The sequence below is a fragment of the Rhodopirellula bahusiensis genome (genome assembly GCF_002727185.1).
In the GTDB taxonomy this organism is placed as follows: Bacteria; Planctomycetota; Planctomycetia; order Pirellulales; family Pirellulaceae; genus Rhodopirellula; species Rhodopirellula bahusiensis.
Genome location: NZ_NIZW01000035.1, coordinates 17,095 through 41,894 on the forward strand (window position 1 = coordinate 17,095; position 24,800 = coordinate 41,894).

Consider the following 24,800-nt stretch of genomic DNA (forward strand, 5'->3'; position numbering starts at 1 on the left):
TCGCCCCCCGAACGACGCGGGCGGTATTAACGGTTGCAAGGGCTGCGAAAATGCATTGCGATTCGGATCGTTCTCTAGCCAACTGGCAGAGGTTCGGGAAGAATCATCCGTGACCGCACGGATTCGATTTGTGACAAGTACGATTCGCAATCCGTCGGGCTTGCCGCCAGTGCGGCCTCGATCAGGTCACGCGACGGTTGGGTCAGATCCCCGTAACCCACCGTTCCGCCAGCTCCCTTCAGCCAGTGAGCACTGAGTTCTAGATCGCTGAAGCGTTGCTCACGCAGCTCGTCTCGCATGTCGATCAAGCGTGAGTCGAGCCGTCCAATGAAGTCGGAGACGATGGCGTGGAAATCAGGGTCCTCCAACGGAAGTGCACAATGAATCGGATTGACGATTGTCGCCGGATCGACCGCAACCGCGGAAGCCCTCAGCAGGTCAGCCGCGCTGGATTGCTGAGACAAGTCCATTCCCGGAATCGCGACGCGGCCATGCAGCTCGCGAATTTGACTCAGGATTGATTGAGCGATGTCGGACGACTCGTCTTTGGCGGCTTGCTCCAACGTTCGAGCTGGTTCGGTGAAGACGTCCAGGCCGACCGTTCCGCCAGCACCTTTGAGCCAGTGAGCTTCGCCGTGCACGAAGTCAAACTTCGCCTCTTGGATCGCTTGTTCGATGCCGTCCAATCGCGATTGAAGTCGCGAAACGAAGTCACCCGCGATCGCTCGGAAGTCTTCGTCGTCCATTGGCAACGTTGGCACGATGGCCGACGACGGTAGGTTGGGCGACGTGGCAGGTTGCGAATCAGACAGTGACAAGGATGCCGGAGTCGAAGCGGTCGGCGATTGCATCGAGGGCAAGACGCGCGTTCCGCTTGGAACCGACGGCGTTGTTGTCCCAGCTGCCAAGACGTTCGAATTGGCCAGGGTCCCAGGATCGACCTCTCCCAAGTACTGCGACACCATTTGCAACAACTCGTCCAAGTTGACTGGTTTGGTAAGGAAGTCGTCACAACCGGCGGCGATGCATTTCTCTCGGTCGCCACGCATGGCGTTACCGGTCAACGCGATGACCGGGGTCGTGTCTTCCCGCTCACGCAATTGTTCCGTCGCGGAATACCCATCCAAAACGGGCATCTGCATATCCATCAACACGAGCTCGTACGGATGCCCGGCTTGGACGCCTTCGGCGATCATGTCGAGGGCTTCTTGGCCGTTTTCGGCGGTCATCACCATCGCTCCGGCACGTTTGAGCACCAGTTCGATCAAACGACGGTTGGCTTCACCGTCATCCACGATCAAGACGCGTTTGGATGGCAACCGCAGCAGCTCGGAGCTGACCGCACCGGCTGATTTTTCTTGCGCCAAACGTGCCAATTCTTCTGGACTGACCATGTCCTTCAAACTGGCCACGCTGGTTGGAATCTCCACGCGGAACGTGCTTCCGATCCCAATCTCGCTGTGCACGGTCAACGCCCCGCCCATCGCTTCGGCCAGACGACGACTGATGGACAGCCCCAATCCAGTCCCGCCAAACTTACGAGTTGTCGAGCTATCGGCTTGGACAAACGAGTCAAAGATTTTGGCTTGTTGATCCGGCGTCATCCCGATCCCCGTGTCGATGATGTCGACTCGAACGATCGGGTCATAGCCTTCGATGGAGTTCGATGGCGTCTTCAGCAAGGAGGTCACGATCGAAACGGATCCACTCTCTGTGAACTTGATCGCGTTGCCAACCAGGTTCGTGATGACTTGCCTCAATCGAGTTGGATCGGACTGGATGACTCGCGGAATCGCTGTCCGGAAATCAACTTTCAAATCCAAGCCTTGCTCATCGGCTTTGACCTTCAACGTGTTCGCCACATCCGTGACGATGTCGTCAAGATTGGTATCGATTGATTCGGTTTGCAGGTGGCCAGATTCAATCTTCGACAAGTCCAAAATGTCGTTGATCAGCTCCAGCAGGTGAGCACCGGATCGGTGAATCATGTTGAGATGGTCAACGGCTTCGTCACCGCTGGACACCAAACCACGACGCAACACATCGGTGAAACCGAGCACGGCATTGAGCGGCGTGCGGATTTCGTGGCTCATGTTGGCCAGGAAGTCGCTTTTGGCTGCGTTGGCATTTTCCGCTGCGTCGCGTGCTTTCGCCAAAGCAACTTTATTCTCTTCGATCAGCGTGATGTCCTCGAACGTCACCAGGTAACCTTGCCCGGCGATTGGCGTGCAGTTAACGCTGAAAGTCAGCATGCGACCATCGTTGTCATACTGCAGGATTCGATCCATGACCGAATCCTCTTTCTGTTTGGCTTCTTCCCATGGCAAAACATCGTTGCTGTCTGCGATCATTTGCCATTCCAAATCGTCAATCTTCTTGCCCATCATTTCGGACGGTTCTTGCGACAGCAGTTGGTTTAAACGACGGTTGGTGAACAGAATGCGGCCTTTCGAGTTCAGTAGAACCAATCCGACCGTGATGGTATCCAGCGCGTTCTCGACGTGCGTCGGGACGGCCCCGGAGGGATCCAAACTCTCCAGCGTTTTCTTCAAGAAGAATGAAAACTGAATCAAACAAGCGGGAATCAAGACGATCAACAACCAAGCGGGAGCCCAATAGTTCAGCCCGAACAAACCTCCGGTTGATGCAAACGCGAATTGCATTTCGCCCCATTGTTTTCCGTAGCGGAACACGGGGACCTGCATCTGATTGACGTCGTCTTCGAGACTGTCGTCCCAGAACTGCTCGTGCTCACCAGCCGAAACGAGCAACTTGCCTTCGCTGGAGACCAAACCGATCGAGTGAATTTGAGGGTCTCGATGAACGACGGATTCCAACGTGACTCGCAACGAGTCGACTTGACCGTGGCTGGCCATGGCGGTGCCGCTGATTGCCAGCGATTCGCACAAACGCGCACGACCATGCAGAATTTCTTCTTGTTCATTGGGAAAGAAACCGGCGGCGCTAGCCACGAGCAAACTGCCGGCCATCAGACCAACCAAACCAAGTGAAATCCGAATGCGAATCGGGATACGCTGATAGAGACTAATCATTCGTCTGTCATCGCTTTATCGTGGCGGTCCATGAGTTCTTCGAGTGTTTCTCCGTCACCGGTTCCAGAGAATCCTTGCATGATCAACAACGGGTCGACCGCGCTCCAAGCAGGCATGTGGGCAATCAAACCTGACAACAACAATCCACTTCGCAGGGCCCAAGCAACAACACCCACGGTCACACTCGATGCCGCGGCACCGGCGGTACCGACAACGATCAAGTCACCTTTGATCTGTGAATTGACCTTTTGTTGGTAATTGTCCAGTTGGTCCCACATTTCACCGGGCTGGGTCATCAATGCATAGTCGATGGATGTCATCGCGACGCCGTCGGATCCGAAATCGAAGTCCAGATCCAAACGCTGGACTCGACCGCCCGATTGCGTCAGACCAAGCTGGTTTCTATCGATTTGCATTTCACGTTCGGCGGCCTCTTGCGCCAGTCTCGCTTCGTTGACACTCGCATTCATCCGTTCGAGTTCCGTCGATGCTTCTTCAGCACCACCGGGTTGCCCCGACTGTTGTGCGGTTCCATCGGGATTGGTTGTGGCGGCGTTGGGCATGCCGACGGCGACTTCTGCCGAGTCGCTTTCGTTTGTGGATTCCGACTCCGAATCGCTGGAACTGTCTTCCGAATTATCGCCGTTGTCGGAATCGTTGCTGGAGTCGTTGGAGTCAGCATCGGATGCGTCCGAATTGGAACCAGACGTGTCCTCCGGTGGGGTCGGTGCAGGCGGGGGCGGCACGACTGGCACGGGCAAGAACGTCAGCGTCACCGTCGCCGCTGCACTGTGTTGTCGTCCGTCAAACGCGGTCCATTCGAATGATATGGAACCAATGAATCCTGGCGGCGGTGTGAATGTGAAGCTGCCGTCGGCTTGCAGATCCAAGACCCCAACCAGCGGTCCGGCACTCAAATGAGCCGTGAGGACTTGCCCATCCACATCGTCGGATAGCCCGTTAAAAACGGAAGCGGGCACGGTGACCGTTTGTCCCGCCAGCGAGTTGTCTTGCCAATCACTGAGCGTCGGCGGCGTGTTCGTCGTGGTGACTTGGATCTGCAACGATTCGGTGTCCTCGGAACCTCCACCGAGACTCGCATCATCCAAATCAATGGTCACGTCCAAGTTAGGATTCGTGATCGCATCGAGGGTGATTCCAGCTCGCAACCGCAATTCGGTGCCGACCACTTCGAACAATGCGGCGTCATCGCCACTCAATGAAAAAGCTTCGGCACCAAGTGCGTCGTCGGTAATATCCAAATCAGCAACCTTCAATCCGCCCGAGAGATCCTCATCTTCCGCAACAAGTGTGAGCGGAGTAACGAGGGTGAAACTGGGTGCTTCGTTGACATCGGTGACGGTCAGTGTGAAGCCTGTTGAGGAATCAATTCCGCTGCCGATGGACGAATCATCCACGTTCACCGTCACAGTGAGGGTCGGTGCGGTCTCGAAATCGAGGTTCGCACCGCTCTTCAAGAACAATTCGTTTCCGTCGATCTCAAACAAGGATGCGTCGTCGCCTGACAAAGACAGCACGTTTGTTCCCGTGGCATCGTCGGTGACGATGATGTCCGCCATCTTGATTCGAGTGCCTGTTGAGGTGTCTTCCGCAAGCGAAGTTCCTGCTTGGCTCAGGCTCACCGTTGGCGACGAGTTCACATCCGTCACGGACATCGAATGAGCGACGCTGTCCAGAGCACTGGCGGACAAACTCGCGTCGTAGACTTCGACTGTCACGTCCAGCGTCGCATTGCTATCGAAATCCAACGCAGCGTCGTTGACCAACCAAAGTTCCGTGCCATCGATGCGGAACAAGGCCGCATCGGCTCCGACGAGCGCAAACGTTTCGGTGCCTAAAGCATCATCCGTGACGACGATGTCGGCGACCTTCATGCCGGAGGACAGGTCCGCACCTTCGCTGACCGTCGTGACTTGATTGGACAGACTCACCGAAGGAGCTTCGTTGACGTTCGTGACCGTCAGCGTGAAGTCCGTCGAGGAATCGATGCCGCTGCCGATGGACGAATCATCCACGTTCACCGTCACAGTGAGAGTCGGTGCGGTCTCGAAATCGAGGTTTGTGCCGCTCTTCAAAAACAGCTCGGTTCCGTCGATCTCAAACAAAGCCGCGTCGTCGCCCGACAAGGACAGGACGTTCGTACCCGTGTTGTCATCAGCCACGTTGATGTCCGCCATCTTGATTCGCGAACCCGTTGAGGTGTCCTCTGGCAATAAAATGCCGTCTTGGCTGAGCGTCACCACTGGGATCGAGTTCACGTCGGTGACGGTGATCGAAAACGGATCGGTGTCATCTGGAGAGGAACCCACTGTGGCATCATCCACCGACACCGAAACATTCAAGGTGCTTTTGGTGTCGAAGTCGAGCGTCACGCCATCCTTCAAATACAACTTTGTGTCGGAGTCTCGTAGTTCAAAGTAGGCGGCGTCGGTGCCGAGCAGGTTGAACGTGTTGGTTCCCAGGCCATCGTCATTGAGCGTGATGTTCGCAACGTGCACACCACCGGTCAGGTCGGCGTTCTCTGCAATGGAAGACAGCACAGTGGTAAAGGAAAAGGATGGAGCCGAATTCACTTGGTTGACCTGAACCGTAAAGGTCTCTTCGGTAAACGAAGAGTCAGCACTGGTTGCGCGGACCGTAAAACTGTGCTCCGTCTCCACGTCGTAATCCAACGCGGCCGCCAGCGTCACAATTCCGGTGTTTGAATCAATGGCGAACTTGGAATCAGGATCACTCACCAAGCTGTAAGTCACCGCTTCGCCATCCGCGTCCGTCGCGGAGGCCTGGATGCCAACGGCGTCTCCGATTTCAGCATCTTCGTCGACACTGTCGGGATCTGCATCGACATCCGAAACCGCTCCGATGGGCGTGTTGGGAGAAGTTGCCTCGACGAAGGTCAGCGAATTGATCTCTTGATTATCCAATTGATTCAAACCAATGTCCGATCCATCGAACAGCAACTCGACATTGGCCACGGAAGTGCTTCCGCCAATCCGAGTGGAGGTCATGGTCAAGCGAAAAACATCTTGGTTGGTTCCCGTCACGCCACCAATGGTTGTGCTTGCTTCGCTTCCCGCGTGGACCGAGATTAATAGATCGCCTGCCGTAACAGCGACGCCCCCGATCGCTGTGCTGGACTCAACGACATGCAGACCAACGATCTTCTCTGTGAACCCAAGATTTCCACCATCGCTTCCTTCAATCAGAACCGCCGCGGTACCTGACGTATTGGATTCGCCGACCGTATCGGCATGGTAGGTGATGACACGATCATGCTCGCTGCCACCGGAATGAGATAACAGAAACGTGCCTTGAGCGAGAGTCGTGTCGCCCACAGTAACGCCGCCTACGCTCTCCACCAGCGAGATGCCTCGGACATCATCACCGTTGAGCGGATTGTCGAGCAAGAAAAAGAAGTCACCGGAGGTGTAGTCGCCCGGCGTGGATGCTCGGAACACGATCACGTCTTCCCGATCAAACTCTTTGTCGGGTTCCGTTTCGCTCGAGAAATCAATGCCGCTCTGGTCGATCGAAAAGATCAGGTCTCCAGCTAGCAACTCAAAACTATTCGCCCCCGTCCCAACGCTCAGACCGGACCAAACCGCATGCATGCCGGAGATGCCGACATCGGTGTCACTAATAAAGTTCTCCAGACGGAAACCGATTGTGGACGCGGTTCCGGAAGTCGTTCCCCCGTTCCCATCCAGCGTCAATCCAGGGTCGCTGACTTGAATGACCTGGTCTTCGCCCCAGTTCGTTAGACCAGCGACACTCGACTCGCTCACATCGTTGTCCGTGGTGAACCACAAACCATCGATTTCGGACTGGTTCCCCACACGAATCGTGATTGTTTGCGTGGCTGTATTGCCCTCTGCATCCTCGACATTCACAACCACGGTATAGGACGACTGACTTTCGAAGTCCAACACTCCGTCGGTCAAAATCAACTCGTCTGAATTTCCGCCGCCGATCGAGAATTTCGCGGCATCCGCACCACCGGTGACCGTGTAAGTAAACGTTTCGTTTTCATCGGCATCGATCGTTGAGAAAACGCCCACGCTCAGGCCGGACGTGGTGTTTGTGTTCTCAGCGACTTCGTTGGGTTGAAAACCAAGCGAGATCGGTGCCCCATTGGTTTGTGACGCACCCAAGCCAATTCCTTTGGGATGATCCAAACCGGCGATGCTGAGACTGGTAACGTTGCTGCCATCCAGGTCGGACATGGAAATGTCAGACGATCCGGAATTGGTCCAGTAGAGTTTTCCGTTGAGGTGATCGATCGCCAACCCATCTGGAGTGTCCACGTCCGAGTCGATCAATTTGCTGCGATTGGATCCATCCAGATCTGCTCGCCAGATGGCACTGGATGCTCCTGCGGACACGGAGTAGTAGAGCGTGTCATTGGCGATGTCGAGCGTCAATCCATTGACTGCGGCGCCAAATCCACCAGGGTGAGTGAAGAGTGTTGTGCGATTGGACCCGTCTAGGTCCATGCGTTCGACTTTCCTCGTCAGTTCATCCGTCCAATAGACATGGCCGTTGACGAGGTCCAGTTTGATGTCGTCTGGTTTGGTGAGGTTCAGGCCCGCCGTCACCAAAGCAAGCGTTTCCGTATTCCCGCCATCCAGGTCCGAACGTTTGACGGCATTGTATGAGTCACCATCTTCGACCCAGTAGATTTTGTCGTTGGCGAGATCGATCGCCATGCCGCGGGGTTCATCCAGTCCCGTGTGGACATTGACCAGTCCTGTCCCATCAAAGTTAACACGGCGAATGCGATCGCTATCCGGTTCTGAAAAATAGATGTGTTGATTGACGGAATCCACAAACAATTCGTCTGGGTTTGACAATCCACTCTGGACTGTTTGGACATCGGTCCCATCCAGTTTGGATGATTGAATCTCATCTGTCCCACTGTCTATCCAAAAGATGCGATCGATCACGCCAGCCTGGGCTTGATAGGATCCGCTGTCGAGTCGTCCGTCGAGCGAACTGTATCCCCGTGCGTCTTCGCCGACCGCGTCCTCCGGTTTCGCCGCATCAATGGCCGCGCTGCTGCCCTGCAGTTTGTGCGTTTGGACATAGCCACCATTGTTCGCGAGTGCCTCCAGGTCCACGTTTGCCCCAACCAGATCGCTGCCAAAACCGGAAGCCGATCCAACATCGCCAATGAGGTTCCCACCGTTGGAGGTGAATGCCCCGTGGACGTCAGGGTTGCTCGAGGTGGCCGTGTTGCCGGAGACGATCGAGTTGGCAATGGTTGTCGTACCAGCTTCGACGAAGATGCCCCCGCCAATATTGGATGAATTCAAAGTGAATGTGGAATGAACGATATCCGCATTCACCTTCGTGTAGAGGCCGCCGCCCGCATTGGCCCCCGTGTTTCCACTCACCGTCACATTCGTCAATGAAATGGAAGTCGCACTCGATTCGACAAAGATCGCCCCACCAACCGTTGCCACGTTGCCCGACAAAGTGACCCGGTTCAACGTCGCGGTTCCTCGGTTCGTGATGCCGCCGCCCGTGTTGGTGGCGTAGCCATTCACACCGCCGTTGCCGATGATCGCAACATCGGTCAGTTCGATGGTACCTTTGTTACCAATCGCTCCGCCTTCCGTCGCAGTGTTGTCGGTCAACAGAGCACGTTGCAAAACCAGCCCAGCAGATGGTGCCTCAACCCGAATTGCACCGCCCATGTCGCCCGAGGCATTCCCGCCCTGCAACGTCACATCCGACAACCTCAACGTCCCACCGCGAACATCAAAGATGCGACTCAATTCCCCCGCGTCGATGATGGTGGTGTTGATTCCATGACCGACGATGGTGACATCCTTCAGAATGTCGAGGTCACCGTACGAGTTCGCGTCGTCTTCCGTTTGTTGGCGAGTGAGTTTGAAGACAGTCGACGTATCCAGCGATGCACTAAAGACAATGGTGTCGCCACCGGCTCCGGCGTTCGCTTGCGTGATCGCTTCGCGTAGTGACATTTCGCCATTGTCGTTGGACTCGTCGACCCAAGTCGTCACCGTGATCGTTGCGAGTTTGTGTTGCCAGGACTCCTGGAATGCTTCGCTGACAACGATGTCCGCATCAATGACACCGGTGGCGTATTCCAGATCCCAGTCGGCACCGTAGCGCACGTGTCCGGTGTCATCATCGCTGGCGGCCACGTCCGCTCCGGTGAGCGCCGCAATCGAATCAACAAGCGTTCTTCCTGACGCATCCTCGGCCAAGTCGCATCCATAGAAAAGAATGTCCGCATCGGATGTCAGCGCATGCTGCCACGAGGCTATCTCGCCCGCATAGGCGTCCAGGTTGTCAGCTCCGAGCCACAGATTTCCGAGCCGAACCGACGCGTCTTCTGAGTGCGAGATGATTTGCAATGAACGGACGTCTGAGCGTGACTCCAGAATCTCAGTGATCTGCGTGATCCCGTCGCGATTCGCGTCCAGGACGAACACCTCACTGTCGGCTCGATGCAAACGCAAGTCTTCGAGCAAAGCATCGAGTTCCGGTGTCAACGCATCGATGATGATGATTTCGCTGGCGACCGATGCCGACTGTTGCTCGGGGTTTTGGACACTCGACGAGGTGGTGCTTTGCTGTGATTCGGCTTCCGAATCCAACGGAATCTCCAACACCGTGGCGGCCGCTGCACCATCGCCTGCCGAGGCGTCCATCATGGCCGGATCAATCGGCGTCGCACTGAACAACACCATTGGCTCGAGCGTGCTGATCTTTGGCGATCGCTTGCCATACGCCGCGGGCCCGCGTGACCGAGTGGATTGCTGTGCCAGGGTCGCGACGTGATCCACCCTCAGACAGCAGCGCTGCCACCAGTGTTTCGCGAATTTTGACATCAGACACCTCGCACGACGGCACTCGAACAAGGGACAACGTCTTCGAGGCACGTTTGTTCACGGTACAACCCATTGGTGTGGGCCGGTCGTCCGCCGAAACGTAGGCGACAAAATACCACCGGGCCTGGAAAACAGATTGGGGAAGGCAAGTTTTCTTTGGCAGCTGGAGAATCTGTGCGGCTTGCAACACTCATTCGGCGCCAGGTTCCGATCGTGCCGGATGAATGCCTCTTTGCGGCTGATTCGTTGACTGAGTCCGGTCGATCTCCCAAATGCCCCTTGTCTGGATTGCAGAAGGAACCTTCTTTCAGATCCAACCTGCCCGATCGAATTGATGAAACAAATTGTGAAACCGACGACCGCCATGATGGATGGCTTGCGCTCGCGCAAGCTACGGCGGGCGGTACGCCAATACACTTCATCCAGAAACCGATGGCTTCTATCCATCATTCTGACGGGAACTCTGGTCGGCCCAATACACGTGGCACTGCGGGCAGAAACGCCGACTCATCCGGATGGTCATTCGCGTCATCCTGTCTCCGCGTCCTATCGATCTCACGAAGCGGTTCACCTGCCGATTCCCAATGCCATCTCGAGTGGCCCGTACGCTCATCAAGTCGACCGGTATCGCGATCGCGTCCTTGAAAACGACGTCGTAGCTGAATCGGATGGAAATTGTTGGTTCAAAGATTCACCGGCGTTGTCGGCTGGTCCATCAATCGCGGGTGAAATCAGTGAGCTCGACCCACAGATTGTTTGGTGGGACGCGGACGTCACACAACCTCTCGGTTTGGCAGAACAACACACCTCGGTCGACGCATCGGGATTGGCGCAGACGGCATTGATTGCCTCGCCGTATGTCCGCAGTTTGCTGACCGAGCCGCAGATCTCGATGACCGACATCGTCATCGCTGACGCACAATTTGACCCGCTGACATTCCTCGATGCCAACTACACCGACACCAACGATCCCGTCGGTAGCGAACTGACCACGGGCGACCAATCCGAACGCTTCCGCGACAACCTGTTTGCTTCCTCCGCAGGTGTTCGCAAGAAACTGACCGGTGGCGGAAACCTGGAAGTCGTGCAGCGTGGAGGCTATCAAAACAACAACTCCACGTTCCTCATTCCCAACCCGCAAGGCACCTCGCGGTTGGAACTGAACTTCTCGCAGCCCTTGCTCCGCGATCACGGCAAAGCGGTCAATCGCACGCGAGTCATCCTGGCGAAAATCGACGCGCAAATCACCAACAGCGAAGTCCGGGAAGAGATTCAAACGCACTTGGTCGATGTCACGACCGCGTACTGGGAACTCTATCAAGCCCGCGCCGAATGGTTGCAACGCAATCGGTTGCTGGCCAGTGCGCAGGAGATGCAAACCGTTCTGCAAGCCCGTGGCGCAGTCGACTCGCAACAACGGCAAATCCTGCGTGCCAACGTCGCGGTCGCAAAAAGACGAGCCGATTTGGTTCGAATCGAAACCCGCATCCGAAACGCTCAATCAAAATTGCGTTTGCTGACGGGCGATCGGCAATTCGCACAGTTTTCTCAGTTCGAAATGGTGCCGGTTGAGCGACCGTTGATGCAGTCGATCGAGCTGAGCACGCGAGATGCGACGCTGACCGCTCTGGACAATCGTCCGGACATCGTGCAAAGCCTGCAACAAATGCATGCTGTGTCGACACGTGTCGGTGCCGCTCGCAACCAAGTGCTGCCACGATTGGACCTGTTGCTCAGTTCTTATGTTTCTGGATTGGAAACGGGCACCAATACCTTTGGCGCGATCGGCCGACAATTCAGCGAAGGCCGGCCGACCTACTCCGCCGGCTTGATCTTTGAACGTCCCTGGGGCAACCGAGCCAACCAAGCTCGTCTGCGTCGCAACCGATGGGAATGGACGCGGTCCTACGCCGAGTTCCAACAAACGACCGAAGCAGCGATCACCGAAGTCGAAATCGCCGTTCGCGAAACCCAGACCTTGTTCAACGAACTGATTGCCAAACAGCAATCCACCGTTGCTGCGGCACGCGAAGTGGAATACTTGCGTCAGCGTTGGACACATTTACCGGACCCGAACGAAAACGCGATTCTGCTGATCGAAAACCTGTTGGATGCTCAAGAGCGATTAGCGGACGAAGAACGCGGTTTGGTTCGATCACAAGTCGCTCACGCCTTGTCATGGGTCACCCTTCGCAAAGCCATGGGCGTGTTGTTGGTATGCGACGTGGCGGATGTTTCGCCCGTTCCGACCGAAGTTTCCATGGTGGTCCAAGGGGAACCAGAACCTTTCGGCGGGATGATTGAAAGCGAAGAATTGGTTCTGCCGACACCGGAGGAGTGGAACTCACCATGAGCCTTCTCCACAACGCCGTACGCTGGAATTCCAATTCGGTCTTCTCGCCCTGGTCCGCACGTTTGACCGGTTGTTCAAAGCTGGACATCGAGTCGATCCTGCAATCCGCTCGCAGCCAGATGTCTGGACGCACCAAATCTTCGCGAGCCGATCTTGCGAATCGATGGCAGTCGCTTCGCTATCGATTGCTGCAGCGACAAACGGATTCAGCTCGCGACCAATCGCACCCGAATGACGCTGTCTGGGACGAGTGCTTAACCGACGCGTTGATTTTGGCGGCGGATGCAATTGAGCAAACACACAGCATCGAACTGTTCGAGGTTCAACTGCGTGCGGGATTGATCGTTTCTTCGGGGTTGATGTCACGACGGGGTGGCGTGGCGGAAATGCAAACTGGCGAAGGCAAAACCTATGCCTTGTTCGTTGCATCTTTGATCGCAGCCTTGCCCGGCCGAGGCGTTCACATCGCGACGCCGAATGCGTACTTGGCCCAACGCGATCACGATGAACTTCGCGACACTTGGAACTTGCTTGGTATCGAATCGAGCTGTTTGCCCGAAGACGCGTCTGCCGAGCAAACCCACGCGGCGTATCGTGCTGACGTGACATATGGCCCCGGTCACGCCTTTGGTTTTGACTACCTTCGCGACCAATTGGCGATGGACACCGCCGCACGCCAGCGTCCCGGCTCGAAGCTGATGAAACGATTGCGTTCCGAGTCATCGACACCTCATTTGCAACGTGGCCTGGCGGTCGCTTTGGTCGACGAAATCGATCATGTGTTGATCGACGACGCGATGTCTCCTTTGCTGTTGTCAGGAACTCGACCAGGCGAAGCCGACGACGCCGCAGTTCATCGACACGCGTTGAAGTCAGCTCGTTCGCTCCGCAACTGCGTCGACTTTCAAACAATTGGGCAACAAGTTGAACTCACTGACGCCGGGTTGGATCTCGCCTATCAGTCCATTGACGATTGGTCGGACGCTTCGCTTCGGCGGCCTTGGCACGAATACGTTGAACTCGCGTTGCAAGCCACTCACACGCTTCGCCGCGAAATTGACTACGTGATCGATGACGAATCTGTTCGCATCGTCGATCAATCCACAGGCCGAATCTATGAAGACCGGACTTGGTCCGGTGGATTGCAGCAGGCCATCGAAGCCAAAGAAGAGCTGCCGATCCAGCGTGAAAGCGAATCGCTTGCAAAGATCACGCGTCAACGCTTCTATCATTCATACGATTACCTGGCCGGAGTCACTGGTACGGCGAGCGATTGTCGCGAAGAACTGAAGTCCGTTTACGGCCTGACTGTGCAAACCGTTGATCCACGATTGCCATCCAAGCGATTGGTTCAGCCCACTCACGTCAGCCTCACCGCCGAACAAAAGTTCGCCGCGATCGCCAACGAAGCTCGCAGCATCGCAAACTCAGGTCGGTGCGTCTTGGTGGGCACACTGGACATCGCGACCAGCCAACAGGTTGCCGCGGAAATCCGCCGCCAAGGGCTCACTTGCGAACTGCTCAACGGACTTCAAAACGCTGAAGAAGCTCAGATCATTGCTCGTGCGGGGCAACCGAGTGCGATCACTGTCGCAACGAATTTGGCTGGACGGGGCACGGACATTCGGTTGCATCCCGACGTGGCGGCAAAAGGTGGACTGCATGTGATCGTGACGGAACACCATCGTTCGTCGCGTGTCGACCGACAACTGATTGGCCGTTGCGCTCGATGTGGTGACCCGGGCAGCAGTCGCAATTTCTTGTCCGCCGAAGACAACTTGGTCGGCCAAGCGGCCCCTTGGGTGGGCCGAGCAATCCGGCGTGCGATCGTCACCGACCAAATCAAAACGTTTCCAGTCGAGTCGCAAATCGCCTCAATTCAAAGGCGGCAAGCAAAGCGGGCCGCTGTGGCGCGTCGTCAGTTGCTGGACGCAGATGAACGAGATCGCGGGTTGGTTCGCAAAGCTCAATCGAGCCATGATCCCGCCCCACACCTTCATGCATTGGATGCAGGATGATGAACCGCAAATTGACAGCGACGCTCTGCGTCATCGTTAGCGTGCAGTGCTTTGGCCTTTCTCGCACGGCGACGGCGGACGAGTACGAAGCCTTCACCGAACCCTACCGACGGATTCAAGTCTCGTCGTCGGAGATGGGTGTTGTCACCGAACTGAAAGCTCGCGAAGGCGCCGAAGTTCGCGAAGGCCAGGTTTTGGCCCAGCTCGATGACGCCTTGCTGCGGAAGACACTGGAAGTATCACGAGCCGCGAAGGACGCGGTTGGTGGCAAGACGGCAGCCGAAGCCGAAGTGGTCATTCGGGAACAACAGGTCCAAAGCTATCGCCGCTTGTTCACGCAAGGCAACGCGACGCCCCGTGAGTTGGAACGCGCCGAGAACGATCATCGGCAGGCCCTCGCTCGACTGCAAAGTGTCACTGAAGAACTCTCCGTGCGAGCACTTGAATACCAACGCGTTATCTGCCAGCTGGAACAACGCCGGATCTTGGCACCGTCCGACGGCGTCGTCATCGCTCTGGCCAAAGAAGTCGGCGAGTTTGTTTCGCCAACCGACCCGATCCTGCTGCAGTTAGTTCAACTGGATCGTTTGAAAGCCGTTTTCTCGGTGCCACTGCGACGGATCGATAGTTTGTCAGATGGGCAATCCGTCGTCGTTCGCGTGGGTGGATCACGCAAAGCGGTCTTGGGAACTCTGGAACACATCTCGCCCGTCGCGACTGCCGAATCGGGCACCGTTCGCGTTCGAGTCGTCTTGCCGAACGAAAATCGGACGCTCCGCAGCGGCGTGGTTTGCTGGTTGGACGTAGAAGCATCCGCTCGCAACATTCAATCGAAACCAGCTCGTATCAGTGACGCCCCGGTCATTCTCTCGCCTGCGGTTCGCTAGCACGTGTCCACCGCATCGACTCATTCGCCGCAATCGCTCGATCGTGATTCTCATCACGAGTTGCTGCATCGCGCCGAAACGTTGGCGGCGGCAATTGAACTGCAATCCACTCTCGACACATGTCACGAATTTGATGAAGCCGCATCCATCGCCACCCATTCGCTCAGCGAGTGGTTGCGATCCGAAGGCGCGGTTCTGTGCTGGAGAAATCGACCCGACGCCGGCCTGAAGTGCATCAGCGATCACGCACATGGCGGCGGCACATTCGCGGCCAATCACCATCGCGAAACGTTGGCAGCGGGAGAGGAGGCTTGCCTGCGAGACGGGATCAGCAAAGTTGCGGCCACGGAGGTTGCCTCTTCGCCCGGTACGATGGCGATGCGGCAATGGTTGAAAGCCATCGGTTCCGCGAATTTGCTGGCGTGTCCGCTGTTCAGTCCAGCCGGCAAGAACCTCGGCGTGTTGCTGATCATCGATCCGCAAGAACGTTCCGCCCTCTCGATTCTAGATGCCTTTGGGCCGCTGCTATCCAGTAAGTTGCAAAGCATTCAGCGTCTGCAACCGACCGGTGTGGAAGCCTCGTTGGTCAGAGGAATTCGCTCGTTTCGTTCGACATGGCAACGCGCAACCATCTGCATTCTTTCGACGATCGTGCTGTTGATGTTCCTTCCGGCGCACCACAACATTCGCACCAACGTTCAACTGCAACCGGTCCAACGTCGCTTCATCTCGGTTCCGTTCGACGGTCCCTTGCAAGAGTGCATGGTGCGTCCGGGTGACATCGTGACCGCGGGCGAATTGCTGGCCAAGATCAACCCTCGCGAATTGGAATTCGAGCTGGCGGGCTTACGAGCACTCCACGGACAAGCGGACCAGGAACGACGCGGTTCGATGGCGACGCATGACTTTGGCAAGAGCCAAATCGCGGCGTTGGAAGCCGATCGTTTAAAGACACAAACTGACCTCTTGAACCATCGCAAGGACAACCTTGAAATCCGCAGTCCCATCGATGGCGTTATCGTCAGCGGTGATTGGAAGCAATCCGAGGGTGCACCGCTGACACGCGGCGAAACGCTGTTTGAGATCGCACCGGTCGGCTCAATGAAGGTCGAAATCGAAATTCCCGAAGAAGAATTCGCTCACGTTCGTCCGGGGATGCTGGCTCAGGTTCACACCCATGCGATGCCGGATCGAGTGATGCATGGGGCGATCACACGAGTCCACCCCGCCGCCACGATTCGAGATTCGGAGAACGTGTTTTTGGCCGAGGTCACGGTGGACGATCAAGACGGTTTGCTGCGACCGGGAATGAAAGGTCGTGCAACGATCTATGGCAACAAACGTCCGATCGGTTGGATCGTTTTTCACCGTCCTTGGAACCTGATGCTTCGCTGGTTGGGCGTGTGACGATGCAGCGTGATCCAGGAACCATCGATTGGCAGCAGCAACCGATCCGCATCGCGAGCGACGTGAAGGTCTGGCCGGTTCGCGAAACGGGTGAGCCGATCTACCGGATCGAGATTCCTGCCACGCATCAATTCTTTCGAGTTGGTTTGCCGGAGTACACATTTCTATCTGCTCTCGATGGGCATCGAACGATCGCACAAGCCTGCGGGTTGGTCACCGCCAGGATGGGCCGCGCCGCACCTTCCTCGTCGCAGTGCGAATCGATCGCTCGATGGCTGATCGATCATCAACTGGCGCACTTCGCCGATGCACCTTCGCCTCGTCGTGAACGCTCGGACGAAGCTTCGCCGACCAACGCAAAACAACCCAAGTCCATTTGGTCGCGTTGGAATCCGTTCTGGATCAAGATGCCGATTCCGGGTGCTTCGTCATTGCTTCAGCAGCTTTCACGCGGCCTCGGATTTGTCTTTTCAACACCGATGTTGTTCATGGGTGTCTTGATCATCGCAGCGGCGTTGTTCGGATTGAGTTCACGTTGGTCGGAGTTCCTCGCGGGTGCGTCTTCCATCTTTGATCCGTCCAATTGGGCGTGGCTGTTGTTCACCGCCATCGGATTGAAGCTTGTACACGAACTCGGGCACGCGATTGCCTGCCATCGATCTGGCGGATCGGTGCGTGAAGCGGGCCTGGTTTGGGTGTTGATGACGCCACTGGCATATGTGGACGTTTCGAGTTGTTGGCGATTGCCTTCGCGTTGGTCGCGAATCGGTGTCGCCGCGGCGGGCATGTTCGTCGAGGGCCTGGTTGCTTCGCTGGCAATCGCGGGATGGCTGCTCTGCGAAGACGAAATGATCCGCTGGTGGTGCCATCACGTGATCCTCACCGCAGGTCTCTCGACGATTCTGTTCAATGCCAATGTGCTCATGCGATTCGATGGCTACTTCATGCTTTCGGATCTGATCGATGTGCCGAATCTGGCCACGGAAGCCAACCAATCGGTTCGGCAACTCACGCGACGATGGTTTCTCGGCGATGCATCGTGGACCAGCTCGCACACTGGTTGGCGACGCTCAGCGGTCTTCGTCTATGGCGTGGCCGCATTCGCTTGGCGAGTTCTGGTTTGCGTGTCGTTGGCCATCGCTGCGTCGACGATGTTTGGAGGCGCGGGCGTCGTGCTCTCTATCCTCGGAATTTGGATGTGGTGGGGCAAACCGTTTGTCACCTGGTTGGACTCCATGCGGAGTCTGTGGGACACCCAACCGCTTCAGGTTTGCCGAGGCGTGATGCTCGGTGCAATTGCCATGGCCATGTTTGGATGGATGTTGGTTGCGATGCCGGTGCCTTCGTCGGTGCGAGTTCCGGTGGTGGTTCAGTACGATCCCGACTCGGTGATTCGAGCCGGAGCGGAAGGTTTTCTCACTGAACTGTTGGTCAACGAGGGCGACGGAGTTCAAGCGGGTGACTTGCTGGCGAAGATCGAAAACCGTGAGCTCCGGCAACGAATCGCTGAGCTCGAAATCGCTCAAAAGCAAAACGACATTCGACTTCGCAAAGCCATCGAGTCTCGCGAAGAATCGGAACGCCTGATCTTGTTGGACAATCGTCAGGCAGTTTTGGAAAAGCTCACGACGCTCCGGAAGCAATCCGACCAGTTGCATATTTTGGCCAGTCAAACCGGACGCGTGATCGCGGACGATTTGCGATCCAAACTCAACACCTACATTGGCGAAGGCGACGTTTTGATGATCGTCGCAGCGGAGACTGACAAAGAAGTTCTAGCCGTCATCAATCAAGCTCAGGTTGATGATGTTCGCCGGCAAATCGGCCAACCCGTTCGCTTGGTCGCACCGGGCCGGCAAACGTTTTGGGCCGAGCTCGATCAGCTTCAACCGCGGGCCTCCGACCGCGTGCCCAACGCCTCCTTGGCAGCCACTCACGGCGGGCCACTGGCCGTTCGCGTTGAAGATGCATCGAATGACGAATCATCGAATGATGATCGCCTGGGCGAGACAACGATCGACACGATGAGGTTGTTGCAACCGCACTTTCGAGGTGTGCTGAAACTTCCTGAAGACGAAGCTCGACGCTTGCCAGCCGGCCTGCGCTTGGAGGCTCACTTCGGATGGCATCAGGCTCCCATCGCCAAGCGCCTGAACGTCTGGTTCCAAAACGCGATGGCGGAAGCTTCGCAAGCCACACGCTAATTGGCTAGCTCCGCGATCGCTGAGCTTCAGCCCGACATTCAATTGAATTCGACTCTTGGAACACTACCAGGAGAGGCTCGGGTCGAGCACGGGGAACGCTTCGCCAGCGGCGGGCAACGTCCGCATCGCAACGAACTGTGGGTGCTTGATCAACAACAACGGCAACATCGGACTGCGCGTCTGCAGTAGCTTCGCCAATCGCTGCTCAGCAGGTTCGCGGATCGCCACATCCGTGCGTCGAAGTTGCAGAATTGTTTCGTTCAATGTTGGCCCGTAAGGACCGTATGGAAGCGTTTCCAAACGTGTCTCGCGTTGCTCCCAGTAGCGATCAACCCCGTCGCCAGCGGCCCATTTGAGCCCGGGGTCCAGAACCGCCGCAGATTCTAAGTCGCCACTGTGCTCGTGCAGGTCAATCAGAAATCCTCGACTGAAACTCTCGGGACCAATCGTGTCACCTTCATTTTGCGGCATCACTGCAGTTGCTTGGGTGAGCGCGCGTCGTCTGTTGCCAACGAACCACAGGCCGCGTGCCAAATCTGATTGCAACAATTTAGACGACGGGTGCAAGGAGGCGGCATTGACTAGCGAGCGAATGCCCTTTGGGTCATCGCGTAACATCAGCTCAACCCAACCCAGTTGATGATGCACTTGCCAAGAGTTCGGTGAACTCTTGGCCAAACCAGAAAGTACGCCGCGAGCTTGCTTCAAATCTCCAAGCGACAGATAGGTCAACATCGCAGACGCCAAATTCGCCTCCACATTGCTGCGATCCAGTTCCAATGCGATCTGAACTGACGTCCGTGCCTGCTTGACTAAATTTTGGGCTTCGTCGTCGCCAACTCGCCCCGCGAGCGTCAACGACGTCAACCCATAGCCAGCGTGAGCGGGACCGTAGTTGGGATCTTCGGACAACGCACTTTGAAAGCATTTCAAAGCGGAACGCATTCCGGCGATGCTGTCCGGGTCGGCTTGTGTTCGCCCCTTCAGCAAGCAGGTGAAGGCACCTGGTTCGCCTGGTTTCGACTCACCCGGATGCTGCAGCAGGCTTCGATTGATTGCTGATGCAACCTGTCGAGCAAGATCAGTTTGTTCGATCAAGTTATCGCCCGCCGTCGTGCGGATCACTTTGCCCCAAATCTGAGTGCCCGTTTGAGCACAAATGATCTGGATGGTGACGTCCATCACGCCTTTCTGAGATCCAGGCGCCTCCGTGAACGTTCCCGTCACCAAAGCGTCGACCTCCAATCGAGAAGCAGCCTCGCGATATTGATCGGGATAACTCGCCGTCATCGGAACGTACTTGGGCACCGACAAACCATCCAAGCGAGTCAATTCGTTGGAGACCAGAGACGCCAACAACTCGCCTCGTTGAAGCATGCGACCGCCCGCGGGTTGCGAATCGGCCAGTGCGATCCGTTCACCTGGAGTTGCGGGTTCAACTTCAGATTTCTGAGTGAAGCTAAGAACACCGATTGAGCGTATCTGATGCAACTTCGCCCAATTGTTGCCCAGTCCAGACAACCCAAACAATGCGCCAGCGAAACTGCCGCCGACCATCTCGGCAAATCGACGACGCGAAACACCTCCGGCCGCTTGAACAGGTTGCTTCAACTGCGCATCGTCCATCGGCAACGCCAGTGTTTCGCCCGTCGACTGTGGAGACGCTGAGCCGCCACTCGAAAGTGCTGTCATCACGGTCGCGGCAGTGGGTCGCTTGGAAGGAGTCTTCGACATCATCGCCATGATCAAATCCGCGAGCGCGATGTCGTCTCGACGTCGACCGGGATCAGGCAGCGGAGACTTCTCCAACACCGCGGCGTAACGGCTGGCCGGCGATTTGCCGGTGAAGGCTGGGCGTCCATAAAACGCTTCGAACAACACGCAACCGAGAGAGAACACATCGGCGGCGGGTGTCACCGTTTCACCACGAGCTTGTTCGGGCGCCATGTAGCCCGGAGTTCCCAGGATCATGCCCGCACGCGTCTTGGTTTCATCCGCTTGTTCATTCCCGGCGTCGTCATGCTGGTTCTCGGGATCTGACTCCCCGGGACCAAACACCACTCGCCCCACACGCGACAAACCGAAATCAAACAGTTTGACCGATGGCAGGGAACTCTCATTGGACGATTGCATCGCCAAAGAGTGACCGCTGATCGTTTGGCTGGTCGCGGGCGAAGGTGTCGTCGATCCACTGCGGCGACCGACCAACATCACGTTCTCAGGTTTGAGATCGCGGTGGATCACACCGGACGCATGCGACGTCGCCAGAGCCTCGGCCAATTGCCGGCCCCAGTAGCGAACCATTTGCGTCGTGATCGGCGCCACATCGGTTCGCCGAGATTCCATGCGGCGCATCAGCGTTTCGCCGCGCAAGTGCTCCATCACGGCGTAAGGCATGCCTTCGTGAACCCCGACGTCGAACAACTCGACGATGTTAGGGTGCGTCAACGAAGCAACCGCCTTGGCTTCGCGTTGGAAACGTTCGACCAAATTTGGCTGCCCATCGATGGACAACATTTTGACCGCGACGCTGCGTTCCAGACGCGTGTCAGTGGCACGGTAGACCACGCCCATCCCGCCTCGCCCCAAAACACCATCCAAGCGATAGGGACCAATTTCGGTACCGAGTGGCGGCAGCGAATCGGATGATCCATTACTGGCGACCTTCGCCAAAGCTTTCTTCACGCGGGCTTCCCCGGAAGGTGTCGCGCCGCCGATCGCAGCAGCCGGCGTGTCCAGCGCAGCGGCATCCCGCGAAGGCGTGTCATTGGAGGTTGCCAAGACCTGTGTCAGTTCGCCTGAATCGCCATGAACGCCCAAGTCCCCATCGATCTCAGCCCGAATCGCTTCCAGCTCCGATCGAAGCAAGTCCGCGTGTTCGCCGCCGTGACGTTCGACCAGGGATTGAATGCTGGTCAGATCCGAAGGAGCCGGCTCACCGTCAGCGACCTGACGAAGCGAGGACTCATATTCCAAGCACACCGCATCGAGGCGGGCTAATTCGCGGGCTGGCAGGTCACTTAAATTCATCGCGAATCACTTTCGTAGGTATCTCGGATCGAAGAGTGTTTTCGAGAGTCCGGCACCGCTTCTATGTTTGGTCGGTCACGGACTCCGCCGCTTCAGTCCACGTTTTGCGAATTAGCTGCAATCTTCGCTCAACCGCTCGTTTGCTCACGCCCAATTTGGTCGCGATTTCGTCTACCAAAAAACCGTCCATTCGCATCACTGCGATTTCACGCAATTGCTCGTCCGGCAAATCGTCCAACAGCCTCTCGCAGGCCTCCGCCAACTCCAGCCTCAAGTCCGGCGGGGTGTTGTCGGATTCTCCTCGCCCGGCAAATTGTTCCAACCCAGCCCGTCCGGAATCGCCCGAAGCGTCCAGAAAGACTGACTCACCTCGGACCTGGCCACCACCGCGTTTTTGCCGCGTTTGACGGCGCAAATGGGCGTTCACCTTGCGACTGGTCAACGTGATCAGCAGTCCCCAGAGATTATCCGGGCCCGACAAATCCGGGAACTTTTCGCGTCGGACGCCAGCAATGAAACTGTGAAAGGCAGAGAGCGCTATGTCTTCTTCGTCGCCAGACCGCCGAAGGTTCTTGGGCAATCTTGTTCCTGCCAGCCGAACGAGGGGCTGGAAGTAGCGTTCCCACAAAACCGCGGTCGCGTCGTCGTCGCCTTGGCGAACGAGTTCCAACAGATCTGCGAACTCTTCGAGCGTCAAATCGTTCATTCCGGCGTTTCTCCCAACACTGGCGGTAAAACTTCTGCGGTGTAGGCCACTTCACCCACGTTTCCCGCCAATTTCGCTCCCGCCTCGAAGTGGCTGCGGCGGGCATAACCCATGGCCAATCCTTCGCCTTGATCGTCGATCCGCCCGACGCTGGTGATTCGTCCAACTGGTTTGGCACCCTCACCTGCATCGACGGCCGAGAGCTTGTCATCCGCTGCCGGTCCGGTGCCTGCCGACAATTCTGACAGCTTCCAACGGACCAACTTCTTTTGCACCTGTCCCAGTGCGTCCAAACGAGCGACGGTTTCTTGTCCGAGGTAGCAACCTTTCGTGAAGCTGATTGTTTGCGTCTCTCGGTCGGCTTCCTGCGGCAAATGGGCGTCGGTCAAATCGATTCCATACCAAGGGAACCCCGCCGCGACGCGGTGAGAATGAAAATCGCTCTCGTCCGCCGTCGTCAATGATTCCGGCTCCATCCCCAACCGTTTCGCGATCAGCGATGGATGATCCGCGACGGTTTCGACCGGAAGCAAGAACAACGTGCCCGACTTCACCCACGGCAATTGATACGAATCAATGTCGTCCTGAGTTGTCATGCTCGGCGGCGGAGTCGTCTGGCATGGCTCGTCATCGCCATCGATCACCATCCAAGCGGCCAGCTCTTCATCGCGGATCACCGGCGTCGCGTCTTCGCGAATCGTGTATCGGTCGGCGTGTTCGGCGATCGCTTGCGACTGACGCGTGCTGCCGGAATTATCAGCCGTCGCAACCACGCCCGGGGCTCCGATCATTCGGTAACCATTTTCAATCGCAAAGACGACCACGTGACCGAGGCATTTGCCGCGTACGTTGGTCACAAACGTTTCCAAACCCAAACGCGGTTGCGAGTCGTTCGTCAGCTTTTTGACGTCGTTGGTGGTCAAGTTGTGCAAGATCGCGGTTGCGTCAGCACCGACCAAATCCACGATCGACAATGCGGGCAATCGGATCAGCGACAAAGAAGATGGCATACCGGCGATTTGAAAAGAGGGCTGAATAGGCCAACCATCTTACCCGGACGGTGCCCATTCGCGATCCAAGAACAGCCAAATGAGGGGGCAAATCGGTTTCATTTCCCCACTGATTTGCTGATTCTCACGCCAAACCTAGGTCACAACCGGTTTGGCGACAATCCAACGCAAACTGGGTGTTTCCGCCGACCCCAGTTTTGCTTTGTCGACTGGTGCACTCAGGAGCTTTCCACGCAACGCCTTTCGCTGTTTTTCCGCGGGCCTCACTTTGCCCCCCGACGCTTTTCTCACCTGAACAATTGTGTGACAATTCGCGAGCGTCTCCGATTGGATGAACGCCTCTTCTTTTCGAACGAACGAATCAAACAACAGGTGCGGCATGCGTTGGCGTGGACGACGACAAAGTGACAATGTGGAAGATCGTCGAACCAGCGGCGGTGGCGCTGTCGTTGGTGGCGGAATCGGCGTGATCGTGATCGCGATCATCATCGGTTTGCTCGGCGGCAACCCACAGCAGTTCCTGCAACAAGCCGCCCAGCAACCCGCTCCTGCCGGTGCCGGCGGCGAAGTCGAACTGACGCCCCAAGAAATCGAGGCCGGCGAATTTGTCAGCACCGTTTTCGCAGATACGGAAGACGTTTGGACGGATCTGTTCGCACAAGCGGGCCGCGACTACAAAAAACCAACGTTGGTTTTGTTCAAAGACCAAGTCAACAGTGGATGCGGCATGGCCAGCAGCGGCACGGGACCGTTCTATTGCCCGGCCGATGAAAAAGTTTATCTCGACACATCCTTCTTCGGCCAACTGGCTCGCCAACTCGGTGCACCGGGGGATTTCGCTCAAGCCTACGTGGTCGCTCACGAAGTCGGTCACCACGTTCAAAACCTGCTTGGCTACACCGATCAACTCGATCAAATTCGTCAGAAGGTTCCCGAGGTCGAATACAACAAGTATTCGGTTCGCCTGGAACTGCAAGCGGACTTCTTTGCCGGAGTGATGCTGCACCATGCGGAAAAAAAATACCGCATCATCGAAGACGGAGACATCGAAGAGGCCATGACGGCCGCGCGAGCCATCGGCGACGACACGTTGCAAAAACGCAGTCGCGGTTACGTCCAACCTGAAACGTTCAACCACGGCACCAGCGAACAACGTCTGCGTTGGTTCACCAAAGGCTTGCAAACCGGCGACCTGAATCAAGGCGACACTTTCCAGACGGACCAGCTTTAGAGCACTGGTGTGTTGAGACG

At 56.7% G+C, this 24,800-nt stretch carries 11 protein-coding genes; 6 read left to right on the top strand and 5 right to left on the bottom strand.

Annotation, left to right across the window (positions count from 1 at the left end; genetic code table 11):
- Positions 1–74 precede the first annotated feature (74 nt).
- Positions 75–3,053 (bottom strand): response regulator, encoded by a 2,979-nt coding sequence (locus CEE69_RS28440; RefSeq protein WP_099263922.1) that lies wholly within the window; start codon positions 3,051–3,053, stop codon positions 75–77.
- Positions 3,050–9,934 carry a DUF4347 domain-containing protein gene (locus CEE69_RS28445; protein ID WP_099263923.1) on the bottom strand — a complete coding sequence of 2,295 codons (6,885 nt, stop codon included), beginning with the start codon at positions 9,932–9,934 and terminating at the stop codon, positions 3,050–3,052. The genes CEE69_RS28440 and CEE69_RS28445 overlap by 4 nt, the downstream gene beginning before the upstream one ends.
- Positions 9,935–10,268: 334 nt before the next feature.
- Here CEE69_RS28445 and CEE69_RS28455 point away from each other — a divergent pair, with 334 nt between their 5' ends.
- From CEE69_RS28455 to CEE69_RS28475, 5 genes are read left to right on the top strand one after another with little or no spacing between them, the layout of a single operon-like run.
- A complete protein-coding gene (locus CEE69_RS28455; RefSeq protein WP_099263925.1) occupies positions 10,269–12,287 on the top strand; it encodes a TolC family protein in 2,019 nt (672 codons plus the stop codon).
- Positions 12,284–14,305, top strand: a complete 2,022-nt coding sequence (locus CEE69_RS28460) for a preprotein translocase subunit SecA (RefSeq protein WP_099263926.1) — start codon at positions 12,284–12,286, stop codon at positions 14,303–14,305. Before CEE69_RS28455 ends, CEE69_RS28460 begins: the two co-directional genes overlap by 4 nt.
- Positions 14,302–15,192 carry an efflux RND transporter periplasmic adaptor subunit gene (locus CEE69_RS28465; protein WP_099263927.1) on the top strand — a complete coding sequence of 297 codons (891 nt, stop codon included), beginning with the start codon at positions 14,302–14,304 and terminating at the stop codon, positions 15,190–15,192. The genes CEE69_RS28460 and CEE69_RS28465 overlap by 4 nt, the downstream gene beginning before the upstream one ends.
- 3 nt (positions 15,193–15,195) lie before the next feature.
- Positions 15,196–16,599, top strand: a complete 1,404-nt coding sequence (locus CEE69_RS28470; protein ID WP_099263928.1) for an efflux RND transporter periplasmic adaptor subunit — start codon at positions 15,196–15,198, stop codon at positions 16,597–16,599.
- On the top strand, positions 16,545–18,803 hold the full coding sequence (locus CEE69_RS28475) for an efflux RND transporter periplasmic adaptor subunit (RefSeq protein WP_233215742.1): 2,259 nt from the start codon (positions 16,545–16,547) through the stop codon (positions 18,801–18,803). Before CEE69_RS28470 ends, CEE69_RS28475 begins: the two co-directional genes overlap by 55 nt.
- A gap of 63 nt (positions 18,804–18,866) precedes the next feature.
- Here CEE69_RS28475 and CEE69_RS28480 read toward each other — a convergent pair whose 3' ends face one another.
- From CEE69_RS28480 to ygfZ, 3 genes are all read right to left on the bottom strand, one after another.
- Positions 18,867–21,833 (bottom strand): serine/threonine-protein kinase, encoded by a 2,967-nt coding sequence (locus tag CEE69_RS28480; RefSeq protein ID WP_099263929.1) that lies wholly within the window; start codon positions 21,831–21,833, stop codon positions 18,867–18,869.
- A gap of 61 nt (positions 21,834–21,894) precedes the next feature.
- On the bottom strand, positions 21,895–22,539 hold the full coding sequence (locus CEE69_RS28485) for an ECF-type sigma factor (protein ID WP_099263930.1): 645 nt from the start codon (positions 22,537–22,539) through the stop codon (positions 21,895–21,897).
- The gene (ygfZ, locus tag CEE69_RS28490; RefSeq protein ID WP_099263931.1) at positions 22,536–23,549 is read right to left on the bottom strand and encodes a CAF17-like 4Fe-4S cluster assembly/insertion protein YgfZ; all 1,014 of its coding nucleotides are present in this window, start codon (positions 23,547–23,549) and stop codon (positions 22,536–22,538) included. Before ygfZ ends, CEE69_RS28485 begins: the two co-directional genes overlap by 4 nt.
- 379 nt (positions 23,550–23,928) lie before the next feature.
- Here ygfZ and ypfJ point away from each other — a divergent pair, with 379 nt between their 5' ends.
- Positions 23,929–24,780, top strand: coding sequence for a KPN_02809 family neutral zinc metallopeptidase (ypfJ, locus tag CEE69_RS28495; protein ID WP_099263932.1), 852 nt, complete (start codon positions 23,929–23,931; stop codon positions 24,778–24,780).
- Positions 24,781–24,800 lie beyond the last annotated feature (20 nt).

What these genes read in the sequence shown, in the direction of transcription:
- CEE69_RS28440 (WP_099263922.1), bottom strand. Translation starts at nt 3,053, where the DNA reads ATGATTAGTCTCTATCAGCGTATCCCGATTCGCATTCGGATTTCACTT.
- CEE69_RS28445 (WP_099263923.1), bottom strand. Translation starts at nt 9,934, where the DNA reads ATGTCAAAATTCGCGAAACACTGGTGGCAGCGCTGCTGTCTGAGGGTG.
- CEE69_RS28455 (WP_099263925.1), top strand. Translation starts at nt 10,269, where the DNA reads ATGAAACAAATTGTGAAACCGACGACCGCCATGATGGATGGCTTGCGC.
- CEE69_RS28460 (WP_099263926.1), top strand. Translation starts at nt 12,284, where the DNA reads ATGAGCCTTCTCCACAACGCCGTACGCTGGAATTCCAATTCGGTCTTC.
- CEE69_RS28465 (WP_099263927.1), top strand. Translation starts at nt 14,302, where the DNA reads ATGATGAACCGCAAATTGACAGCGACGCTCTGCGTCATCGTTAGCGTG.
- CEE69_RS28480 (WP_099263929.1), bottom strand. Translation starts at nt 21,833, where the DNA reads ATGAATTTAAGTGACCTGCCAGCCCGCGAATTAGCCCGCCTCGATGCG.
- CEE69_RS28485 (WP_099263930.1), bottom strand. Translation starts at nt 22,539, where the DNA reads ATGAACGATTTGACGCTCGAAGAGTTCGCAGATCTGTTGGAACTCGTT.
- ygfZ (WP_099263931.1), bottom strand. Translation starts at nt 23,549, where the DNA reads ATGCCATCTTCTTTGTCGCTGATCCGATTGCCCGCATTGTCGATCGTG.
- ypfJ (WP_099263932.1), top strand. Translation starts at nt 23,929, where the DNA reads ATGCGTTGGCGTGGACGACGACAAAGTGACAATGTGGAAGATCGTCGA.